At 51.7% G+C, this 16,726-nt stretch carries 19 protein-coding genes; all 19 read right to left on the bottom strand.

The genetic code is table 11. The features are described from left to right. Position 1: 1 nt before the first annotated feature. The 19 genes from atpG to prfA all read right to left on the bottom strand — a co-directional run bounded on the left by atpG (position 2) and on the right by prfA (position 16,413). Entirely contained in the window at positions 2-862 is an 861-nt protein-coding gene (gene atpG, locus ACW9JV_RS01275; protein WP_457330562.1) for an ATP synthase F1 subunit gamma, read from the bottom strand. Positions 863-917: 55 nt separating this feature from the next. Then, positions 918-2,426 carry a F0F1 ATP synthase subunit alpha gene (atpA, locus tag ACW9JV_RS01270; protein WP_457330560.1) on the bottom strand — a complete coding sequence of 503 codons (1,509 nt, stop codon included), beginning with the start codon at positions 2,424-2,426 and terminating at the stop codon, positions 918-920. A gap of 22 nt (positions 2,427-2,448) precedes the next feature. Beyond that, positions 2,449-2,988 carry a F0F1 ATP synthase subunit delta gene (locus ACW9JV_RS01265; protein WP_457330558.1) on the bottom strand — a complete coding sequence of 180 codons (540 nt, stop codon included), beginning with the start codon at positions 2,986-2,988 and terminating at the stop codon, positions 2,449-2,451. Next, positions 2,985-3,476 (bottom strand): F0F1 ATP synthase subunit B, encoded by a 492-nt coding sequence (atpF, locus tag ACW9JV_RS01260; RefSeq protein ID WP_457330557.1) that lies wholly within the window; start codon positions 3,474-3,476, stop codon positions 2,985-2,987. Before atpF ends, ACW9JV_RS01265 begins: the two co-directional genes overlap by 4 nt. 94 nt (positions 3,477-3,570) lie before the next feature. Next, positions 3,571-3,786 carry a F0F1 ATP synthase subunit C gene (gene atpE / locus ACW9JV_RS01255; RefSeq protein ID WP_457330555.1) on the bottom strand — a complete coding sequence of 72 codons (216 nt, stop codon included), beginning with the start codon at positions 3,784-3,786 and terminating at the stop codon, positions 3,571-3,573. Between the two features lie 47 nt (positions 3,787-3,833). Beyond that, complete coding sequence (gene atpB / locus ACW9JV_RS01250; RefSeq protein ID WP_457330553.1) at positions 3,834-4,562, bottom strand: F0F1 ATP synthase subunit A; 729 nt, start codon at positions 4,560-4,562, stop codon at positions 3,834-3,836. 102 nt (positions 4,563-4,664) lie between these two features. Continuing rightward, positions 4,665-5,036 carry an ATP synthase subunit I gene (locus ACW9JV_RS01245; protein WP_457330551.1) on the bottom strand — a complete coding sequence of 124 codons (372 nt, stop codon included), beginning with the start codon at positions 5,034-5,036 and terminating at the stop codon, positions 4,665-4,667. Beyond that, entirely contained in the window at positions 5,033-5,272 is a 240-nt protein-coding gene (locus tag ACW9JV_RS01240; RefSeq protein ID WP_457330549.1) for an AtpZ/AtpI family protein, read from the bottom strand. Before ACW9JV_RS01240 ends, ACW9JV_RS01245 begins: the two co-directional genes overlap by 4 nt. Positions 5,273-5,622: 350 nt before the next feature. Beyond that, complete coding sequence (locus tag ACW9JV_RS01235; RefSeq protein WP_457330547.1) at positions 5,623-7,890, bottom strand: S8 family serine peptidase; 2,268 nt, start codon at positions 7,888-7,890, stop codon at positions 5,623-5,625. A 104-nt stretch (positions 7,891-7,994) separates the two neighbouring features. Beyond that, a complete protein-coding gene (gene upp / locus ACW9JV_RS01230; protein ID WP_457330545.1) occupies positions 7,995-8,624 on the bottom strand; it encodes a uracil phosphoribosyltransferase in 630 nt (209 codons plus the stop codon). Between the two features lie 354 nt (positions 8,625-8,978). Then, a complete protein-coding gene (gene glyA, locus ACW9JV_RS01225; protein WP_457330543.1) occupies positions 8,979-10,220 on the bottom strand; it encodes a serine hydroxymethyltransferase in 1,242 nt (413 codons plus the stop codon). A 130-nt stretch (positions 10,221-10,350) separates the two neighbouring features. Beyond that, entirely contained in the window at positions 10,351-10,905 is a 555-nt protein-coding gene (locus ACW9JV_RS01220; RefSeq protein ID WP_457330541.1) for a TIGR01440 family protein, read from the bottom strand. A 77-nt stretch (positions 10,906-10,982) separates the two neighbouring features. Next, complete coding sequence (gene rpiB / locus ACW9JV_RS01215) at positions 10,983-11,423, bottom strand: ribose 5-phosphate isomerase B (RefSeq protein WP_457330539.1); 441 nt, start codon at positions 11,421-11,423, stop codon at positions 10,983-10,985. A gap of 34 nt (positions 11,424-11,457) precedes the next feature. After that, positions 11,458-11,904: a low molecular weight protein arginine phosphatase gene (locus ACW9JV_RS01210; protein WP_457330537.1), complete on the bottom strand. Its 447-nt coding sequence runs from the start codon at positions 11,902-11,904 to the stop codon at positions 11,458-11,460. A gap of 57 nt (positions 11,905-11,961) precedes the next feature. Continuing rightward, on the bottom strand, positions 11,962-12,501 hold the full coding sequence (locus ACW9JV_RS01205) for a manganese efflux pump MntP (protein WP_457330535.1): 540 nt from the start codon (positions 12,499-12,501) through the stop codon (positions 11,962-11,964). 58 nt (positions 12,502-12,559) lie between these two features. Next, on the bottom strand, positions 12,560-13,597 hold the full coding sequence (locus tag ACW9JV_RS01200) for an L-threonylcarbamoyladenylate synthase (protein ID WP_457330533.1): 1,038 nt from the start codon (positions 13,595-13,597) through the stop codon (positions 12,560-12,562). A 148-nt stretch (positions 13,598-13,745) separates the two neighbouring features. Then, entirely contained in the window at positions 13,746-14,390 is a 645-nt protein-coding gene (spoIIR, locus tag ACW9JV_RS01195) for a stage II sporulation protein R (protein WP_457334523.1), read from the bottom strand. 85 nt (positions 14,391-14,475) lie between these two features. Next, a complete protein-coding gene (prmC, locus tag ACW9JV_RS01190; RefSeq protein ID WP_457330531.1) occupies positions 14,476-15,339 on the bottom strand; it encodes a peptide chain release factor N(5)-glutamine methyltransferase in 864 nt (287 codons plus the stop codon). Then, positions 15,340-16,413, bottom strand: a complete 1,074-nt coding sequence (prfA, locus tag ACW9JV_RS01185) for a peptide chain release factor 1 (protein WP_457330529.1) — start codon at positions 16,411-16,413, stop codon at positions 15,340-15,342. It abuts the gene before it with no gap. Positions 16,414-16,726 lie beyond the last annotated feature (313 nt).

Here is a 16,726-nt window from a genome sequence, read left to right as displayed (position 1 = left end):
GTTATTCCAGAGCAGCTGCGCCGCCGACAATCTCACTGATTTCCTGGGTGACTGCAGCCTGTCGTGCCCGGTTATAGGACAGAGTGAGGTTGTCTATAATGTCGTCGGCATTATCGCTTGCCGAGCTCATCGCTGTCATTCTGGCGCCAAATTCACTTGCCTTGGCATCCAGCAGCGCTCCGAATATTAAACTTTCCGCATACTGCGGCAGGAGCTGGGCGAGTATTGCTTCTTCAGATGGTTCGTATTCGTAACTGTACACTGTTTCAGATCCTTCCGAAAGGTCCGTCAGTGGCAGCAGTTTCGTTTCGGTTACTTCCTGCTGGATGGCACTGATAAAATGGTTATACCAAATGAACAGCTCATCGATTTCTTCATCCTCATACATCTTCACAGCCAGCCGTGTAATGTTTTTAATATCCTGAAAGGACGGTTCATCCGGAAGCCCCGTGATTTCATCCATGACCGGAATGCCCCGTTTTTTCAAAAGGTCTCTCCCGATCCGGCCCAGTACAATTACACCGTATTCATCGGTGGAATTGTGGCGCTGTTCAACCTGGGACATGAACGACCGGAGCAGATTAGCGTTATATCCGCCCGCCAGTCCACGGTCGGAAAACACCATGATATAAGCTGTTTTTTTCACGGGCCGTTCTTCGAGCATCGGGTGGGAAGCTCCGGAATTCCCGGAGGCAATACCTGCCACCACTTCCCGGATTTTTTTCGTATATGGTTCATAAGATTGCGCATTGGTCTGGGCACGATTTAATTTCGCCGCGGACACCATTTCCATTGCTTTGGTGATCTGCTTCGTTTTTTTCGTCGAGCCAATACGGTTCTTAATCTCACGTAAAGAGGCCACTTGGTTTCACCACCTTTTTTTCACACCGGTAATTTAAGCCTGCCGGTGTTTGCGCTTATTTGGAAACGTTGAAGCTCTTCTTGAAGCCGCCGATGGCGTTGTTGAAGTCTTCGGTCTCCGGCAGCTGCCCGGTTTCCCGGATCGAATCCAGCAGTTCTTTATGATTCGAGTCCAGATAGACAAAGAGTTCAGACTCAAAGCGCTGGATATCGTTGATCGGAATATCATCCAAAAATCCACTGGTCAGCGCATAAAGAATGGACACCTGTTTTTCAACCGGCTGCGGCTGGTTCAGTCCCTGTTTCAGCACTTCGACGGTCCGTTCACCCCGGGCAAGTTTCGCTTTTGTCGCTTCATCCAGATCCGACCCGAACTGAGCGAAGGCTTCAAGTTCACGGAAGGATGCAAGGTCAAGACGCAGAGTACCGGATACTTTCTTCATCGCTTTGATCTGCGCGGAACCACCTACACGGGAGACGGAAATACCCGGGTTAACGGCCGGGCGCACACCGGAGTGGAAAAGGTTCGACTGCAGGAATATCTGCCCGTCTGTGATCGAGATCACGTTTGTCGGGATGTAGGCACCGACATCGCCTGCCTGCGTTTCAATAAACGGAAGTGCAGTCAGGGAACCGGCTCCTTTATCATCGCTGAGCTTGGCGGAACGTTCGAGCAGACGGGAATGCAGATAGAAAACATCTCCCGGAAATGCCTCACGTCCCGGCGGACGGCGGAGAAGCAGGGAGAGTTCACGATACGCCGCTGCCTGCTTGGTCAGGTCGTCATATACAACGAGGACGTGCTTTCCGTTGTACATGAATTCTTCACCCATGGACACGCCGGCATACGGAGCAAGATACAGCATCGGCGCCGGGTCTGACGCCCCTGCGTTAACAACGATGGTGTAATCAAGTGCACCTTTTTGGCGGAACGTTTCCACCGTTCCTGCGACGGTGGATTCCTTCTGGCCGATGGCCACATAAATACACAGTATATCTTCATCTTTTTGGTTCAGGATGGTATCCACCGCGATGGAAGTCTTCCCGATCTGGCGGTCCCCGATGATCAATTCACGCTGGCCGCGGCCGATCGGAATCATGGAGTCAATTGCCTTGATGCCGGTCTGGAGCGGTTCATGTACCGACTTACGATCCATGACGCCGGGTGCCGGGCTTTCGATAGGACGGGATTTTGTCGTTTCCACCGCACCCTGGCCGTCGATTGGCTGGCCGAGCGGGTTAACAACGCGTCCCAGCAGTTCTTCTCCGACAGGAACTTCCATAATGCGGCCGGTCCGTTTCACTTCGTCCCCTTCGCGGATCCCGGAGTCCGGGCCGAGAACGATAATACCGACGTTGTTTTCTTCCAGATTCTGCGCCATTCCCATTACGCCGTTGGAGAATTCAACCAGTTCCCCGGCCATGACATTCTCCAGACCATGAGCGCGCGCAATACCGTCACCGATCTGAATAACGGTGCCGACTTCGTTTGCTTGTACATCAGACTGAAAATTTTCAATCTGCTGTTTGATCAGCGAGCTAATCTCATCCGATTTAATGCTCATTAACGTTCACCCCTATCCTCTATCATTTTCCGGAGACCAAATTACGTTGCATCCGGTCGAGCTGGCCTTTAATACTGCCGTCAAAAATCATATCTCCGAGGTTCACCTTGAGACCGCCGATAAGCTCAGGGTCCAGTTCGTTTCTGATATACAGCGTATCTTTGCCGGCTTTTTCAGCGAATGTTTCTGCAATCATGTCCCGTTCTTGTTCAGTTAGTGGTTTCACGGTGGTTACCAGAGCGTGCCCCACTTTCCATTCTTCATCCACGAGTTCTTCGAACATTTCAATCATGTCAAATACAAGGTCAATTCTCTTTTTTTCCAACATCAGCAGAAGGGTTCTCTGCACAGTGCTGCTGACTGCCGTTAACCCTTCCTGCACCATGGTTTCCTTCTTTTCACGGGAAACCTTCGGGTGTTTTAACAGTTCGAAAAACTCATTGTTTTCAGTAAGAGCCTGCTTTACAGCTTCCAGCTCCGAGCGGATATCTGCGAGCATGTCCTTTTCTTTTGAAAGTTCAAACAGGGCCTGGGCATAGCGGTTTGCTGCTGCTGTCGTCATAGCCGGCCGCCTGCCTCTTTGACGTAATCTTCAATGAGCTGTTCCTGTTCATTTTCATCCAGCTCTTTTTCGATAATTTTCGATGCGATCATTACAGAAAGAGTCCCGACCTCTTCGCGCAGTTCGGCGATGGCCTGCTCCTTTTCGCGGGCAATGTCTGCCTGAGCTGTCTCTTTCAGACGTTCCGCTTCGGCCCTTGACTGGGCAATGATATCCTCACCCTGTTTTTCACTAGTTTTCTTTGCGTTTTCGATAATGGTCTGTGCTTCTTCGCGCGCACGTTCCACTTCCAAACGCTGTTCTTCGACATACTGTTCCGCTTCTTTACGGTGTTTTTCAGCATTTTCTATTTCAGAGGAAATATGTTCTTCCCGCTCTTTCATCATGTTCATGATCGGTCCCCACGCGTACCGGCGGAGGATCAAGAGAAGGATAATGAATGTAACCAGCGAGAATACAACGTCTCCCCAATAAATGACCTCTGGCACAGAATTCACTCCTTTCGGTTATTCTACAAAAGGAATGGCGAAGCGTGGTTCTACGGACTTCGCCATTGGCATTAACGATTGGACGGTGCCGCTTCTAGCCTTGTCCCAGTGTAATGAACGCGATAACGATTGCGATGATCGGAAGGGCCTCAACCAGGGCGATACCGATAAACATAAGTGTCTGCAGTGTTCCTTTAAGTTCCGGCTGACGGGCTACCCCTTCCAATGTACCTTTTACGATCAAACCGTTACCAATACCTGCGCCGATTGCTCCCAAACCTGCTGCAATTGCTGCTGCTAATAATCCCATTAAAATATCCTCCCTTAAATATAATTAAATGATTGTGCCGAGCATGGTTAGTGTTCATCTGAAACTTTGTGCGAGAGATAGACCATCGTAAGCATTAAAAAGATAAAGGCCTGGATGGCACCGATAAATATACTGAATGCCTGCCACGCAATCATAGGAAGCCCTGCGCCAAATGCACCGAGAAGACTGGCTCCCCCTACACCTGTCAGCAATGTCAAAAGGATCTCTTTTGCATACAGGTTCCCGAAAAGACGCATTCCCAGCGTCAGTGTGTTCGCGAACTCTTCCAGAATATTAAGTGGTAAAAGAAACGGCACGGGTCTTAGATAATCTTTGCCGTATTCTTTCATGCCTTTCATTTTCATGCCGTAAAAGTGAGTAAGAACGATGACCATCACAGCGAACGTCATGGTAATCACCGGATCTGCTGTCGGTGACTTCCACCATAATTCATGCGTTTCCGGGTTTACGTACATAAACGGAATACCAAGCATGTTCGCTACAAAAATCAGTAAAAATATTGTGATTCCGAGTCCGAAAAACCGTTCCCCGGTTTTCCAGTCCATGGTGCTGTTCACGGTGTTCTTAACAAAGTCGATGACCCATTCAAATGCATTTTGCATGCCGGATGGCTTCATCTTCAGGTTCCTGGCGCTGAAAAAGCCGATGCAGAAGACAATAAGCGAAGCTATTGTCAGCATAAGAACGTTCGACAAGTTAATGTGAAACCCTGTAATCCCAAACAGGTCATAGACGATTGGAGATTCATGGTTCATTAAATCTTCCCCCCCTTACTGTATACTAGACTGCTGATTTCCTGCCCTGTTGCCGCTTCTTCGCTCTTTGTTTCCATGCCCGCTGCCAAAAGACCCGGCCTGTCAGACCGCCTTTTTTTTAAACAAGGAGTGAAGAAGAATCATAATGTAAGGTGTCATTATGCCGGTAACAAGTCCCACCAGGTGGAATTGTTCAGGAAAGCGCAGAAAAAGGACTGCTGCGAGCGCCCCGGTAGCCAGTCGTGCTGCCATGCCCGTTGTAAAAGCTTTTCTCTCCTGTACGGCCGCGTCTCCGATTCTTTTGACATCCCGGTACATGCTCCAGACATTAAAAAGGCCGGCGGCAACACCGAGGATGGCACTTAAAAAAAACACGCTGTACGGGGTGAATCCCCATCCAAGCACATACAAAGCTGATACATACAAGGACAGCTGGACACAGCGTCTCGCCTCTGCTGCAAAAGTCTGCTTCATTTCCGGTCGTCCCCGTTCCCAAGATATCGACTGAGCAGACGGACCAGTCCGTATATTCCGGCGGCCATTCCTGTCAGAAGACCGATGAGCATAATAAAAGGGGACGTCCCCAATTTGTCATCGAGCCATCTTCCTGCGAAAAAGCCGATTAACAGGGGTCCGACTAAATAAGAGAGTACGGCTGATGTTAAAGCCGCAGACTGGAATGGTTTTGAAGGCTTCTCTTTGTCCGCCATGTCACCCTCCATTCACGGTAGTTCAGGGCTCCGCCGAAAAAAGGACGGCGCTTTTAGGATGGAGCTGGCAGCCTGAATCTTTCTGCTGATTCTACAGAAATCGATCCCGGCCTGTCATTTGATCCCATCATTCAACAGCCGTCACCGAAATATGTAAACCCTCTCACATACCCTTTGTCATCGTACAATAGAGGACCCCTTCTGTCAATCCTCCACCTTGAAAAATTCCTTGTCACAACAGGGTTTTTCCCGATTTTTCTTTTGTGTCAATTAAGTGACAATTCCGGCATTGAAAAAGAGGACTGCCGCCGGATCTATCTGTTGGTTCGGCAGTCCTGTTATGCCTTGATTCATGTCCGTGGTTCAGCCGGCTGTTCCACTCTTTTCTGCTCCAGGTGAACGATGGTTTCCAGCGTCTCTTCTTTTGTTCCGGATGCTGCGTGAATGACGGCGCGGTACACTCCCGGTGACACCGGGAGGTCCTCCTGCTCCAGTGTTTTTCGGAACAGACCGGCTTCGACATTCTCCTGTTCGTCAAGGACGCCCAGAAAAGCGAAGGTATCTGGATCATAAAGTCTGATCTGAAACGTATCAGCGCCGCCCGGCATATATACTTCATACCGAAAGCCGTCTTTCCCCGGATCCGGCTGTAGTTCAAACGCACTGATTCTCGGGTATTCCGGTTCGTTTATAAACAGCAGATAAGGCAGAGTGACCGGCTGCGTTCCTCCTTTTACCGTGATGGTGCCGTGAAGTTCCTCCGCTTCCACTGCACCAGGTGCCAGCTCCGCCCGAACCATCACTTCTTCTGCTTCACCGGGTGGTACGACAATCGAATCCGGCATCTGCCAGTGAAGACCGAAAAATGGTTCGCTGTCAGCCTGAAATGTATACGTACGGGGGCGTTTTGAGTGATTTTCCACCCGGATTGTCTGCTCATAAAGAGGATTGGATCCGCTGACAGAACGGGAACCGAGAGACAGCGTTCCCGGGCTTACGATCGTTTCGGTCTGCAGTGCTTTGGCGATATCGACCCGGCCCGCTCCCTGGACGAACGGCGGATACGTACTGCCTGTATCATCGGTGAGCGAAACGGCTGCGTTCATCAGCGCCGCCTTGATCTGCTCCGGCGTCCAGTCCGGCCGGGCCTGCTTTAAAAGTGCCGCAGCTCCGGCAATATGAGGGGCGGCCATGCTCGTTCCATTCAGTGAAAGATAGCCTTTCGGCACAGTGCTGCCTATATCCACACCAGGCGCCACGATGTCCGGTTTGACAGCCCAGGATTCTGTCACAGGACCCCTTGAACTGAAAAACGCCATATGGTCTGTTTCTTCTTTCAATATCGTGCGCAGAGTAGGGGAGAAATTGTCCTTGTTTTCCTGCACCGCTTTTTTCAGGTGTTCCCCGTCCTCTTTTGATATGGTAATGACGGGAAAGGGCTGTTTTTCCTTTGTGGCGGCAGCGAACGTTCCGGCTATGTTGTTGTATAGAATGACAGCATCGGCCCCCGCTTTTCTGGCATTAGCCATTTTTCTCACCAGTGGAATACCGCCGCGTTCAATTAACACCGCTTTCCCTTTTACCGCCTGCAGGTCCTCCTTCAGCCCAAGACCTCCGAAAACGAGGGGAAGATCGCGTCGAAATTCCCACGGAGGAGAACCTTGAACCGGTCTCAGGTCAATGGAAAGTTCCGGTTCTTCCACAAGGGTAAGCTTCGGCATCTTAAGGGGAGGAATCGAAGCGCCGACCGATATCGCCTTTTCTGATGTGCCGGGAGAGCCTACGCTCCACATCGCAGGACCGCTGTTTCCGCTCGACGTCACGGCCACTATACCTTTTTCCGCTGCTTTGTCAAGCGCTTGGCTCGTCGGCCAGTCCGGACCGTTGATCGGACTGCCGAGCGATAGATTCAACACGTCTACATCATCTTCGATCGCTTTTTCCACCGCTGCAAGGATTTGTTCTGTTGATCCCTGTCCTCCCGGACCAAGGGCACGGTACATGTATATTTCCACGTCCGGGGCGACACCCTGGATGAACCCGTCCGCCGCAATAATGCCGGCCACATGGGTGCCGTGAATCGTCGGTTCTCCGTTTTCTCCCGCTTTTCCTTCCAGCGGGTCCGCGTCCTGGTCGACAAAATCATAACCGCCTTTGTAACTGCTTTTCAGATCGGGATGATGATAGTCAATCCCAGTATCAATTATCCCGACTTTTATTCCTTTGCCGGTAAGCTTCATGCCCTGTTCATCCAATTCGCTGCGGACCACATCCGCCCCGATAAACGGCACGCTTTCATCAATTTTTGTTTCATATACAGCCGCCTCATCGGTCCGTTGAATCCCGTTCATGCGCTGCAGCGCGTCCTGCTGCTTTTCAGGCATCGTTACTGCAAACCCGCGGAACCCTTTTTCATAGGCCGCTTTTATACGTAAGCCGGGGATCGAGTTTTCCATCCGGCGGCGCAGGTCTTTCAGTGAAGCCTGCTCGGTGGCTGCTGCAATATAAGTCGGCTCCTCTGCCGCTTCGAGAGACCGGACGTCTGTCATCCATACCGCTGCCGTGATAACAGCTGCACAGCACAGGCTGATGATTGTCTTCCCCGTTTCGGATGTCATCGCTGTTCCTCCTATTCTCGTTTTAGGTTGCAGCAAACAGCCTGTTTTATGCAGAGACACACAGCATAAAAAAAGCCCCAGCGCGCGGCTGAAGCTTCATCGTGCTATTTTGTTCCGAAAAGGCGGTCTCCCGCATCTCCCAGTCCCGGGACAATGTAGCCTTTTTCATTTAATTTCTCATCGAGCGAAGCCAGATAGATATCAACTTCCGGATGAATCTTATGCACTTCTTCGACACCCTCCGGTGCAGCGATCAGACACATCAGTTTAATGTTGGAGGCTCCCCTTTTTTTGAGGCTGGATATGGCATCTGCAGCGGATCCGCCGGTTGCAAGCATCGGGTCCACCACGATAAATTCGCGTTCTTCCACATCACTGGGGAGTTTTACATAATATTCCACCGGCTTTAACGTTTCCGGATCCCGGTATAAGCCGACATGTCCTACTTTCGCTGCCGGAATGAGCTTCAGAATGCCGTCCGACATACCAAGACCAGCCCGCAGAATCGGAACCACTCCGAGTTTTTTACCTGCCAGCGCATGAGACTGGGCCGGTCCTACTGGTGTTTCCACGGTGACTTCCTGCAGCTGCAGGTGACGGGTGATTTCAAAGGCCATTAAGGTAGCCACCTCATCCACCAGTTCCCTGAACTCTTTTGTCCCTGTGGAGACATCCCGGATATACGTCAGCTTATGCTGAATCAATGGATGATCTAATACATGTACGTTTCCCATAACGTGCACAGCTCCTTTGTGCCGGGTTCTCTCCCGGAATATGATGATTGTGGCAGCAGGCACACAACTCTGTTCTTTTGAAATTCTACAGAAAAAGCCCAGCCCCTTCAAGAGCTCTGGAAAAGAGCTGCGATTCTGATTTTTTGCGAAAAAACACTGCCTGCCGCTTTTATGTAGGAGGTGTACCAGCCAAATGTTTGCATTTACCCGTCAAATGCACTGCAATACCAGCCAACGCGTGTCGCAAAAGACTCTCAAAGGCCGGGAGTATCAGGCATCTGCCGTCCGTGGCATGAAAAAGAGGAGCGCGGGCATTTTCCCACGCTCCTCTTTTAGGACAAGGTTCCCCCTCTATTACAGTTCCGGATACATCGGGAACCTGGATGTAAGGGCGTCGACGCGGCGGGCGGCTTCTTTGAGCTTTTCTTCGTCATCATGGTGCTTCAGCGTGAGGGCCATCACCGCTCCTATTTCATCCATTTCTTCTTCACCGAAGCCGCGGGATGTAACGGCAGCGGTGCCGATACGGATGCCGCTCGTGACAAACGGGCTTTCCGGATCAAACGGAATCGCGTTCTTGTTCGTCGTTAGGCCGACTTCGTCGAGCGCTTTTTCCCCGACCTTACCGGTAATACCCAGGCTCTGCAGATCGAGAAGGAGCAGGTGGTTGTCCGATCCGCCGGAAACAAGATCGATTCCGTTATTCTGCAGCGCAGCACCGAGACGCTTTGAATTTTTTACAATATTCTCGGCATAGGTCTTGAATTCATCCTGGAGTGCTTCTCCAAAAGAGACCGCCTTTGCCGCAATCACGTGCATGAGCGGACCGCCTTGAAGACCCGGAAATACGGCTTTATCAATCTTCCTGGCAAACTGCTCTTCACAGAGAACCATGCCGCCGCGAGGACCGCGCAGGGTTTTATGCGTTGTCGTGGTTACAAAGTGCGAATGCGGCACCGGATTCTGATGCACACCGGCGGCAACCAGTCCTGCGATATGGGCCATATCCACCATCAGATAGGCACCGACTTCATCGGCAATCTCCCGGAACGCTGCAAAATCAATTTCACGCGGGTAGGCGCTGGCTCCGGCGACAATCATTTTCGGCTGATGTTTTCGGGCCGCTTCCCGCACAGCTTCATAGTCAATGACCTGATCTTCTTTCGTCACACCGTATTCCACGAAATTGTACTGGACACCGCTGAAGTTAACAGGACTTCCGTGCGTCAGATGTCCGCCGTGGGAGAGATTCATACCGAGCACGGTATCTCCCTGCTCGAGCGCGGTGTAATAAACCGCCATGTTCGCCTGCGCGCCGGAGTGAGTCTGAACGTTCACATGTTCGGCACCGAACAGTTCTTTGGCACGATCGCGTGCGAGATCCTCCACGACATCCACGTGTTCACAGCCGCCGTAATAGCGCCGCCCCGGATAGCCTTCCGCATATTTATTGGTAAGTACCGAACCCTGCGCCTCCATGACAGCCTGGCTGACGAAGTTTTCGGATGCTATAAGTTCAATCTTGTCGCGCTGACGCTGCAGTTCATCCTGCATGGCCGCGTATATACTGGGGTCCTGCGTTTTGATGGTTTCCATTCAGAGGTAACTCCTTTCTTTTCCTCACACTCTCTCATTCGTTTTTTAACGAATAAATTCTTTTCACGGGCTATTGTAACATGAATTTTTTTGCTGAATCCGTAATTTTTCAAAAAAAAATGTTAAATTATTAAGATTCCGGATAGCGGGCTCTGGCTCCGCCGATAAGCTTCGGGCGTGTAACCGCCATCGTGACATGCGCACCGCCGATTGACGTCACACGGCTTCGGACCGGGACGGCAACATGCTTCAAATGCATCCCGATAAAGGTGTCACCGATATCAATGCCGGCATCGGCACGGACATGCTCCACGACAACGGGATCGGAAAAAGAAGAATAGGCGTGGGCGGCCATGGCGCCTCCTGCGCGGCGGTGGGGGACCGTCACCACTTCCTCGAAGCCGAACCATTCCGCAGAAGCACGCTCCACCACAAGCGCTCGGTTGATATGCTCACATCCCTGAAAGGCAAGATGAACGCCGGTCTCCTCCTGAAACGACGACAAGATATCATATAACGCTTCCGCGGCTTCCTCCGATCCGGCAGACCCAATCCGGCTGCCGGTGACTTCACTCGTACTGGCACCGATCACGAATACGTTCCGCTTATTAAAAGTCAGCCGCTCCTGCAGCACATCCAGGCAGCCCTGCAGCGAGGTCTGCCACTCCTTGATTTCATGATTCATGCCGATCACCTCTTTTTTCAGGATATCACACATCGCCCTTTCCGAAAAAAATAACGGAGCCGGCGGCCCCGTCTCCGTTATTTTTCCTCCATCGCCATCATTTTACCGACACGGTCAGCGTGGCGCCCGCCTTCGAAGTCGGTTTCCAGCCAGGCCTGTACAATCTCTCCGGCAAGTCCCGGCCCGAGAATGCGTTCTCCCATCGCGAGAATATTGCTGTTATTGTGGGCACGGGAGGCTTTGGCGCTGAACACATCGTGGCAGAGCGCAGCACGGATGCCGTTGATTTTATTGGCGGCAATTGATATTCCGATACCGGTGCCGCAGATAAGTATGCCTTTATCTGCATTGCCGGCAGCTACGCTTTCAGCAACCGGAAGGGCATAGTCGGGATAATCCACCGACTCTTCACAGTTGCAGCCGTGATCTTCTAATTCAATATCCATATTCTGCAGTACTTTTTCAACTTCGATTTTCAGTTTGTGACCGGCGTGGTCCGATCCGATTGCGATTTTCACGGTATCTCCTCCTGATTTTATGATCCCGGACTTGTCAGGCTTTTTCCAGCTGTTTGAGTACCTTTTCGATCAGCACTTCAAGCTCGTCCGCCATCGTGCGGTAGGTGTCGCGCGATTCACCGATAGGATCCATAATGTCACCCGTACCGCCTTCCTCTTGCGCAAATTCCTTGATGGTAAACACTTTATCCGCCGCCTCAGGGAACTGCTTCGCGGTCATGTCGTGATGATTTTTTGTCATCGTCAGAATAAGATCCGCCCATTCCACCCGTTCTTTCGTCAACGGTCTGGCAGCATGGCGGAGCTCTATATCCCGTTCTCTGAGAACCTCAACCGTATCTTTAGAAGCGGACATTCCCGGCTGAGCCGCCAACCCGGCGGACTGCACCTCGATATCTTCTCTTCCTTTTTCCCGGAGAAGCGCCTCCGCCAGCGGACTTCGACATGTATTACCAGTACAGACAAACAATACGTGGGTCATCCGTGGTTCCTTCCTTTTGTTCGTAATGTATGTTCTATTTTATCACAGATATGTTCATTAAAGAATCAGCTTTAAGCCGAGGATGAACAGAATGACACCGCCGGCAGCCTCTCCGGCATGGCCGAACATGTGCTGAAGTCTTCCGCCTAATGCAAGGCCGGCCCAGGTAAACATCGCACTAAAAGCGCCGAACAGAACGAGGACTTTGAACCAGGATGTCTGTAGAATGCCAAGAGAGATGCCGATTGAAAAACTGTCCAGGCTGACAAGCACCGCAAATATAATAATACCGGTTCCATACGGCAGAATCGCCGTGCCGTTTTCTTCTTTTCGGACTGCTGACCAGATCATCTGCAGACCTGTCACAAGCAGAAGAGCTCCCCCCGCCACGAGGGCCGCCTTTTCAAACGATTCTGCGATCCATCTGCCGCCGAACAATCCGAAGCATGGCATCATCATATGAAAGAAACCGACGGCTGCCGCTGTTTTGAAACGATGGATCGGCTTTGACTGATTCATGGCGGCAGCCAGTGACATGGAAAAAGCATCCATGCTTAATGCAGCCGCGATACCGCACAGTACAATCCAGCCTTCCATTCCGAGCTCCCCTTTCCGGACATGCTTATACAAGGTATGCATGCCGGAAGCGGAACATTCAGGATCCTGAAGCGGCTTTTTCGAGACGATTCATAACCGCCTCTCCGATTCCATCTGCCGGAAAAGTCTCGCAGAAAATCACGTCCACGCCGCTTTGATCGGCACGGCGCAGATTATCATACAAATGGGCGGCAACCGCCTGAAGGTCGTCTCTGGAACCAAGTGGAATGAATACATCACAATCTTTTTCCAGCTTTCCCCGGTGTTCATCCACCGCCATTACACCTACTGTTCTTCCATCCTGCCGCGCCTTTTGGACAGCTTCATGGACGCTTTCATCCACAAGCACCAGAGGAGAGGACGGAGCATAATGGCGGTATTTCATGCCGGGTGCTTTCGGTGCCTCTTCCTTGACCGATGCAGCCGGGGATGCCACGTTTTCGGAGCCGAGTACGCCGGCCAGCTCGTCTCTTGTGATACCGCCTGGGCGCAGAATGACGGCCTTATTCCCTGTGCAGTCCACCACGGTGGATTCAAGGCCGTACCCGGCTTCACCACCCTGAACAATACCGGCAATTCTGCCGTCAAGATCGTGCCATACGTGCTCTGCTTTTGTCGGGCTCGGCCGTCCCGAGCGGTTTGCGCTGGGCGCTGCGACAGGAACCCCGGCCCTGTTGATAAGCGTCCGCGCCACATGGTGCTGCGGCATCCGGACGGCGACGGTCGACAGTCCCGCCGTGACTTTTTCAGAAACGGCATTGCTTTTTGGCACGATCAAGGTTAACGGTCCCGGCCAGAAAGCATCAGCCAGTTTTTCTGCCATGTCCGGAATCCGGTACGCCAGGTCCTGCCACTGCGCCCGGCTGCCAATGTGGACAATCAGCGGGTTATCCCCCGGCCGGCCTTTTGCTTCAAAAATTTTATCCACTGCTTCATCTCTTGAAGCATCGGCACCCAGTCCATATACCGTTTCTGTCGGGAAAGCCACCGTTTCCCCTTGTCTTATACACAATCCGGCCTCTTCTATCTCAGGGGGTGAAGGTTCTTCTCCATCCCACTTATCCACATACCAAACTTTTGTCTGTTTATAACTCAACGTTCCTCCCCCTTATCACCGTTCCGTTACCCCCTGTCATTATAAGAAAAGATCCTTTATCCAGGCAAATATAAAAAAGATACCCACAACCTTGTTGAAAGTTGTGGATAATAAAATAACCTTGATATGACAGTACAGAAACCGATGTTTAACTCTCGTCCCCAAACCAGATTTTCCATTTTTCCACAACAAAGAATTGATACTCTTCTTTTTCATCCACAGAATCCTTCTGTTTTTCCACATTTTCTCCCTGTCTGTCCTCTTCATCCACAATATCAGAGGTGTTATCCACAGATTCTTCCGACTGAAGAAAACAGAGCGGAGGAAACAGTACACACCACCAGTTGTCTCCTTCTCCTTTTCCGATCGTCACGACAAGTGCTTCATAGCTGCCGGCGGGATAGACAAGGGGGCCGTAAATTCTCGTCGGAAAATCGACGTTTGATTTCAGGGCGATCGAGAAATCCCGATCCTGCATGTCCCGGGAAGCAAGAATCTCCTCCACCGTTGTCTCAAGATCCGGCAGGGCTTCCTGCAGCCGTGTCCGGGCCTCGTCTTTCTCAATCTCCACGGTTATTTCGCTTTCGATCTGCTGATTTACAGCGTCCCGGACTTCCGTTTTGAGGAGCTGTTCCTCCGGCGAATTATCGTGGGCAAGAATACGGAGCCTTATGGCTTCTTCCGGTATCGCCTGTACACCCGCGTCAGAGGCTGCCGCGTTCTGCTGCTGCTCCATCTGCAGCCAGCACAAAAGAACAAAAAAACATACAAAGATAAGAGCTTTATAACGCATCAACCTGACACCGTCCTTTCCTGAATCATTGTGGACAGTGCCCGGCTTTTATAAACGATGAACCCTTCGACATCTTTTTTCCGTGCTACACATCGATTCTTTCACAAAATACCATGCGCGGTTTTTTGTTCAAATCATGCCGCCATTCTATGTCAGCCAGCGGCAGCTCCTTCTGCAGAAGAGAGGTGACAGCTTCTGCCTGCCGGTCCCCGATTTCAAATGCGGCGAGGCCCCCCGTCTGCAGCAAAGCCGGTAGATGAACTGCCATATTCCGGTAGCAGGCCAGTCCGTCCTCTGCGCCGACAAGCGCCTGCTCCGGCTCATGGTCCCGGACGAGCGGATCCAGTGCCTGCCACTCTCCCCTCGGGATATAAGGAGGGTTCGAGACAATCACGTCATACTTTTTATCATTTTCAAGGAGCGGATCCAGGAGGCTGCCCTGGAGAAATTTCACGTCCGCCCCGAGATCGGCCGCGTTTTGCTGCGCGGTTCTGAGGGCTTTCTTATCGAGTTCCACTGCTGTTACCTGTACGTCCGGAGCTTCAAGGGCAAGCGTGATGGCAATCGCACCGCTCCCGGTTCCGATATCAGCCACCTGCAGCCTTGAAATGCGCTGTTTCCGGATCCAGCGCAGCACCTCGTCCACCAGCTCCTCCGTTTCCGGTCTCGGTATCAGTACGTCTTCATTCACAAGAAAAGGACGTCCGTAAAACTCTTCGTACCCCATCAGGTGCTGAACGGGGACCCCCCGGCTGTGCCGGATCACATCGTGCTGGAATGCTTCCCACACAGGGGTGCTGAGCACCTCGCGACGGGATAGATGAAAACCTGCCCAGTCGGTTCCCAGATGGTGTTTCATTAAAAGATCCGCCGCCCGCGCCTCTCTTTTGTTTTTTTCTAAAAAAGACGAAGCCCAGTTCAGGGCTTCGTAGATATAGGCCGGTTTCATTCAGGCTTCGCCTGCCTCTTCCATCATTTCCGCCTGTTCTTCCACTATCAGGGCTTCAATGATTTCTTCGATTTCGCCTTGCAGCACCTGATCGAGCTTCTGCACGGTGAGGCCGATACGGTGGTCCGTCACGCGGCTCTGTGGAAAATTGTACGTGCGGATCCGCTCCGACCGGTCCCCGGTACCAACGGCGGACTTGCGGTTCTCCGCGTATTCAGCTTCCGCCTCTTTCTGGTACATGTCATAAATGCGGGCGCGGAGGACTTTCATCGCTTTATCCTTGTTTTTAAGCTGGGATTTTTCGTCCTGGCAGGACACCACAATGCCTGTCGGTTCATGGGTTAGACGAACCGCAGACATGGTCGTATTTACGCTCTGCCCGCCCGGTCCGCTGGCAGCGAACGTGTCGACACGGATGTCCTTGTCATGAAGCTCCACTTCGACTTCTTCGGCTTCCGGCAGTACAGCCACGGTTGCCGTCGATGTATGGATACGGCCGCCGGACTCGGTGCTCGGCACCCGCTGCACCCGGTGCGCCCCGTTCTCATATTTCATCTTTGAATAGGCGCCCTCACCGTTGATCATAAATATGATTTTACTGAAGCCGCCGAGTTCCGTCGGGGTCGACTCGATGACTTCGGCTTTCCAGTTGTTTTTCTCGGCGAAACGGCTGTACATCTTATACAGGTCCGCCGCAAACAGGGAGGCCTCATCGCCGCCTGCGGCTCCGCGGACTTCCACAATCACATTCTTGTCATCATTCGGATCTTTCGGGAGCAACAGGACACGGAGCGTCTCTTCCAGCTCTTCTTTCTTCTCCGACAGTTCCTCGATCTCCGCTTTTACCATCTCTTCCATTTCGTCATCGAGTTTGTCCTGGAGCATCGTTTTCGCATCTTCCAACTGGGTGGTCGTGTCTTTATATTCCCGGTATTTCTGGACGATCTCTGAAATTTCCGCCTGTTCTTTGGAATACTCGCGTAATTTCGCCGTATCGTTCACCACATCCGGATCACTCAGCCATTCATTCAGCTGTTCGTAACGGTCTTCCACGGCTTGCAGACGTTCTAGCACAAGCTTTCACCTCTTTATCGGTTGCATAACATTCTAATTATAGTATAATGCCTGCTCCCCGTCAAAAGGACCCGGCACGGAGTATCTCGTGTGAAATACCTATCGCGGTTACGGTTCGGAAAGAAAAAGAACGGCGCTTACGTTACGTTTTTACACCGGATGCCCGTGAAAACGTCACGTAAAACCTTTCATGATGACGTTTGGGATGTTCGTATCCCGCCTAAACGTCATCATGGCGCTCCAACGTTACGTTTGGCTTCTTTTTCCGCGCACAAACGTCATTTACACGTGCTCATAACGACGTTTAAACCGG

This window comes from Salibacterium sp. K-3, assembly GCF_054052005.1.
This window is presented reverse-complemented; position numbering and strand designations above follow the sequence as displayed.

Bases quoted from the DNA above. Each gene is read 5' to 3' on its own strand.
- atpA (WP_457330560.1), bottom strand. From the start codon at position 2,426: ATGAGCATTAAATCGGATGAGATTAGCTCGCTGATCAAACAGCAGATT.
- ACW9JV_RS01265 (WP_457330558.1), bottom strand. From the start codon at position 2,988: ATGACGACAGCAGCAGCAAACCGCTATGCCCAGGCCCTGTTTGAACTT.
- atpE (WP_457330555.1), bottom strand. From the start codon at position 3,786: ATGGGATTATTAGCAGCAGCAATTGCAGCAGGTTTGGGAGCAATCGGC.
- atpB (WP_457330553.1), bottom strand. From the start codon at position 4,562: ATGAACCATGAATCTCCAATCGTCTATGACCTGTTTGGGATTACAGGG.
- ACW9JV_RS01245 (WP_457330551.1), bottom strand. From the start codon at position 5,036: ATGAAGCAGACTTTTGCAGCAGAGGCGAGACGCTGTGTCCAGCTGTCC.
- ACW9JV_RS01240 (WP_457330549.1), bottom strand. From the start codon at position 5,272: ATGGCGGACAAAGAGAAGCCTTCAAAACCATTCCAGTCTGCGGCTTTA.
- ACW9JV_RS01235 (WP_457330547.1), bottom strand. From the start codon at position 7,890: ATGACATCCGAAACGGGGAAGACAATCATCAGCCTGTGCTGTGCAGCT.
- upp (WP_457330545.1), bottom strand. From the start codon at position 8,624: ATGGGAAACGTACATGTATTAGATCATCCATTGATTCAGCATAAGCTG.
- glyA (WP_457330543.1), bottom strand. From the start codon at position 10,220: ATGGAAACCATCAAAACGCAGGACCCCAGTATATACGCGGCCATGCAG.
- ACW9JV_RS01220 (WP_457330541.1), bottom strand. From the start codon at position 10,905: ATGAATCATGAAATCAAGGAGTGGCAGACCTCGCTGCAGGGCTGCCTG.
- ACW9JV_RS01210 (WP_457330537.1), bottom strand. From the start codon at position 11,904: ATGACCCACGTATTGTTTGTCTGTACTGGTAATACATGTCGAAGTCCG.
- ACW9JV_RS01205 (WP_457330535.1), bottom strand. From the start codon at position 12,501: ATGGAAGGCTGGATTGTACTGTGCGGTATCGCGGCTGCATTAAGCATG.
- spoIIR (WP_457334523.1), bottom strand. From the start codon at position 14,390: ATGCGTTATAAAGCTCTTATCTTTGTATGTTTTTTTGTTCTTTTGTGC.
- prmC (WP_457330531.1), bottom strand. From the start codon at position 15,339: ATGAAACCGGCCTATATCTACGAAGCCCTGAACTGGGCTTCGTCTTTT.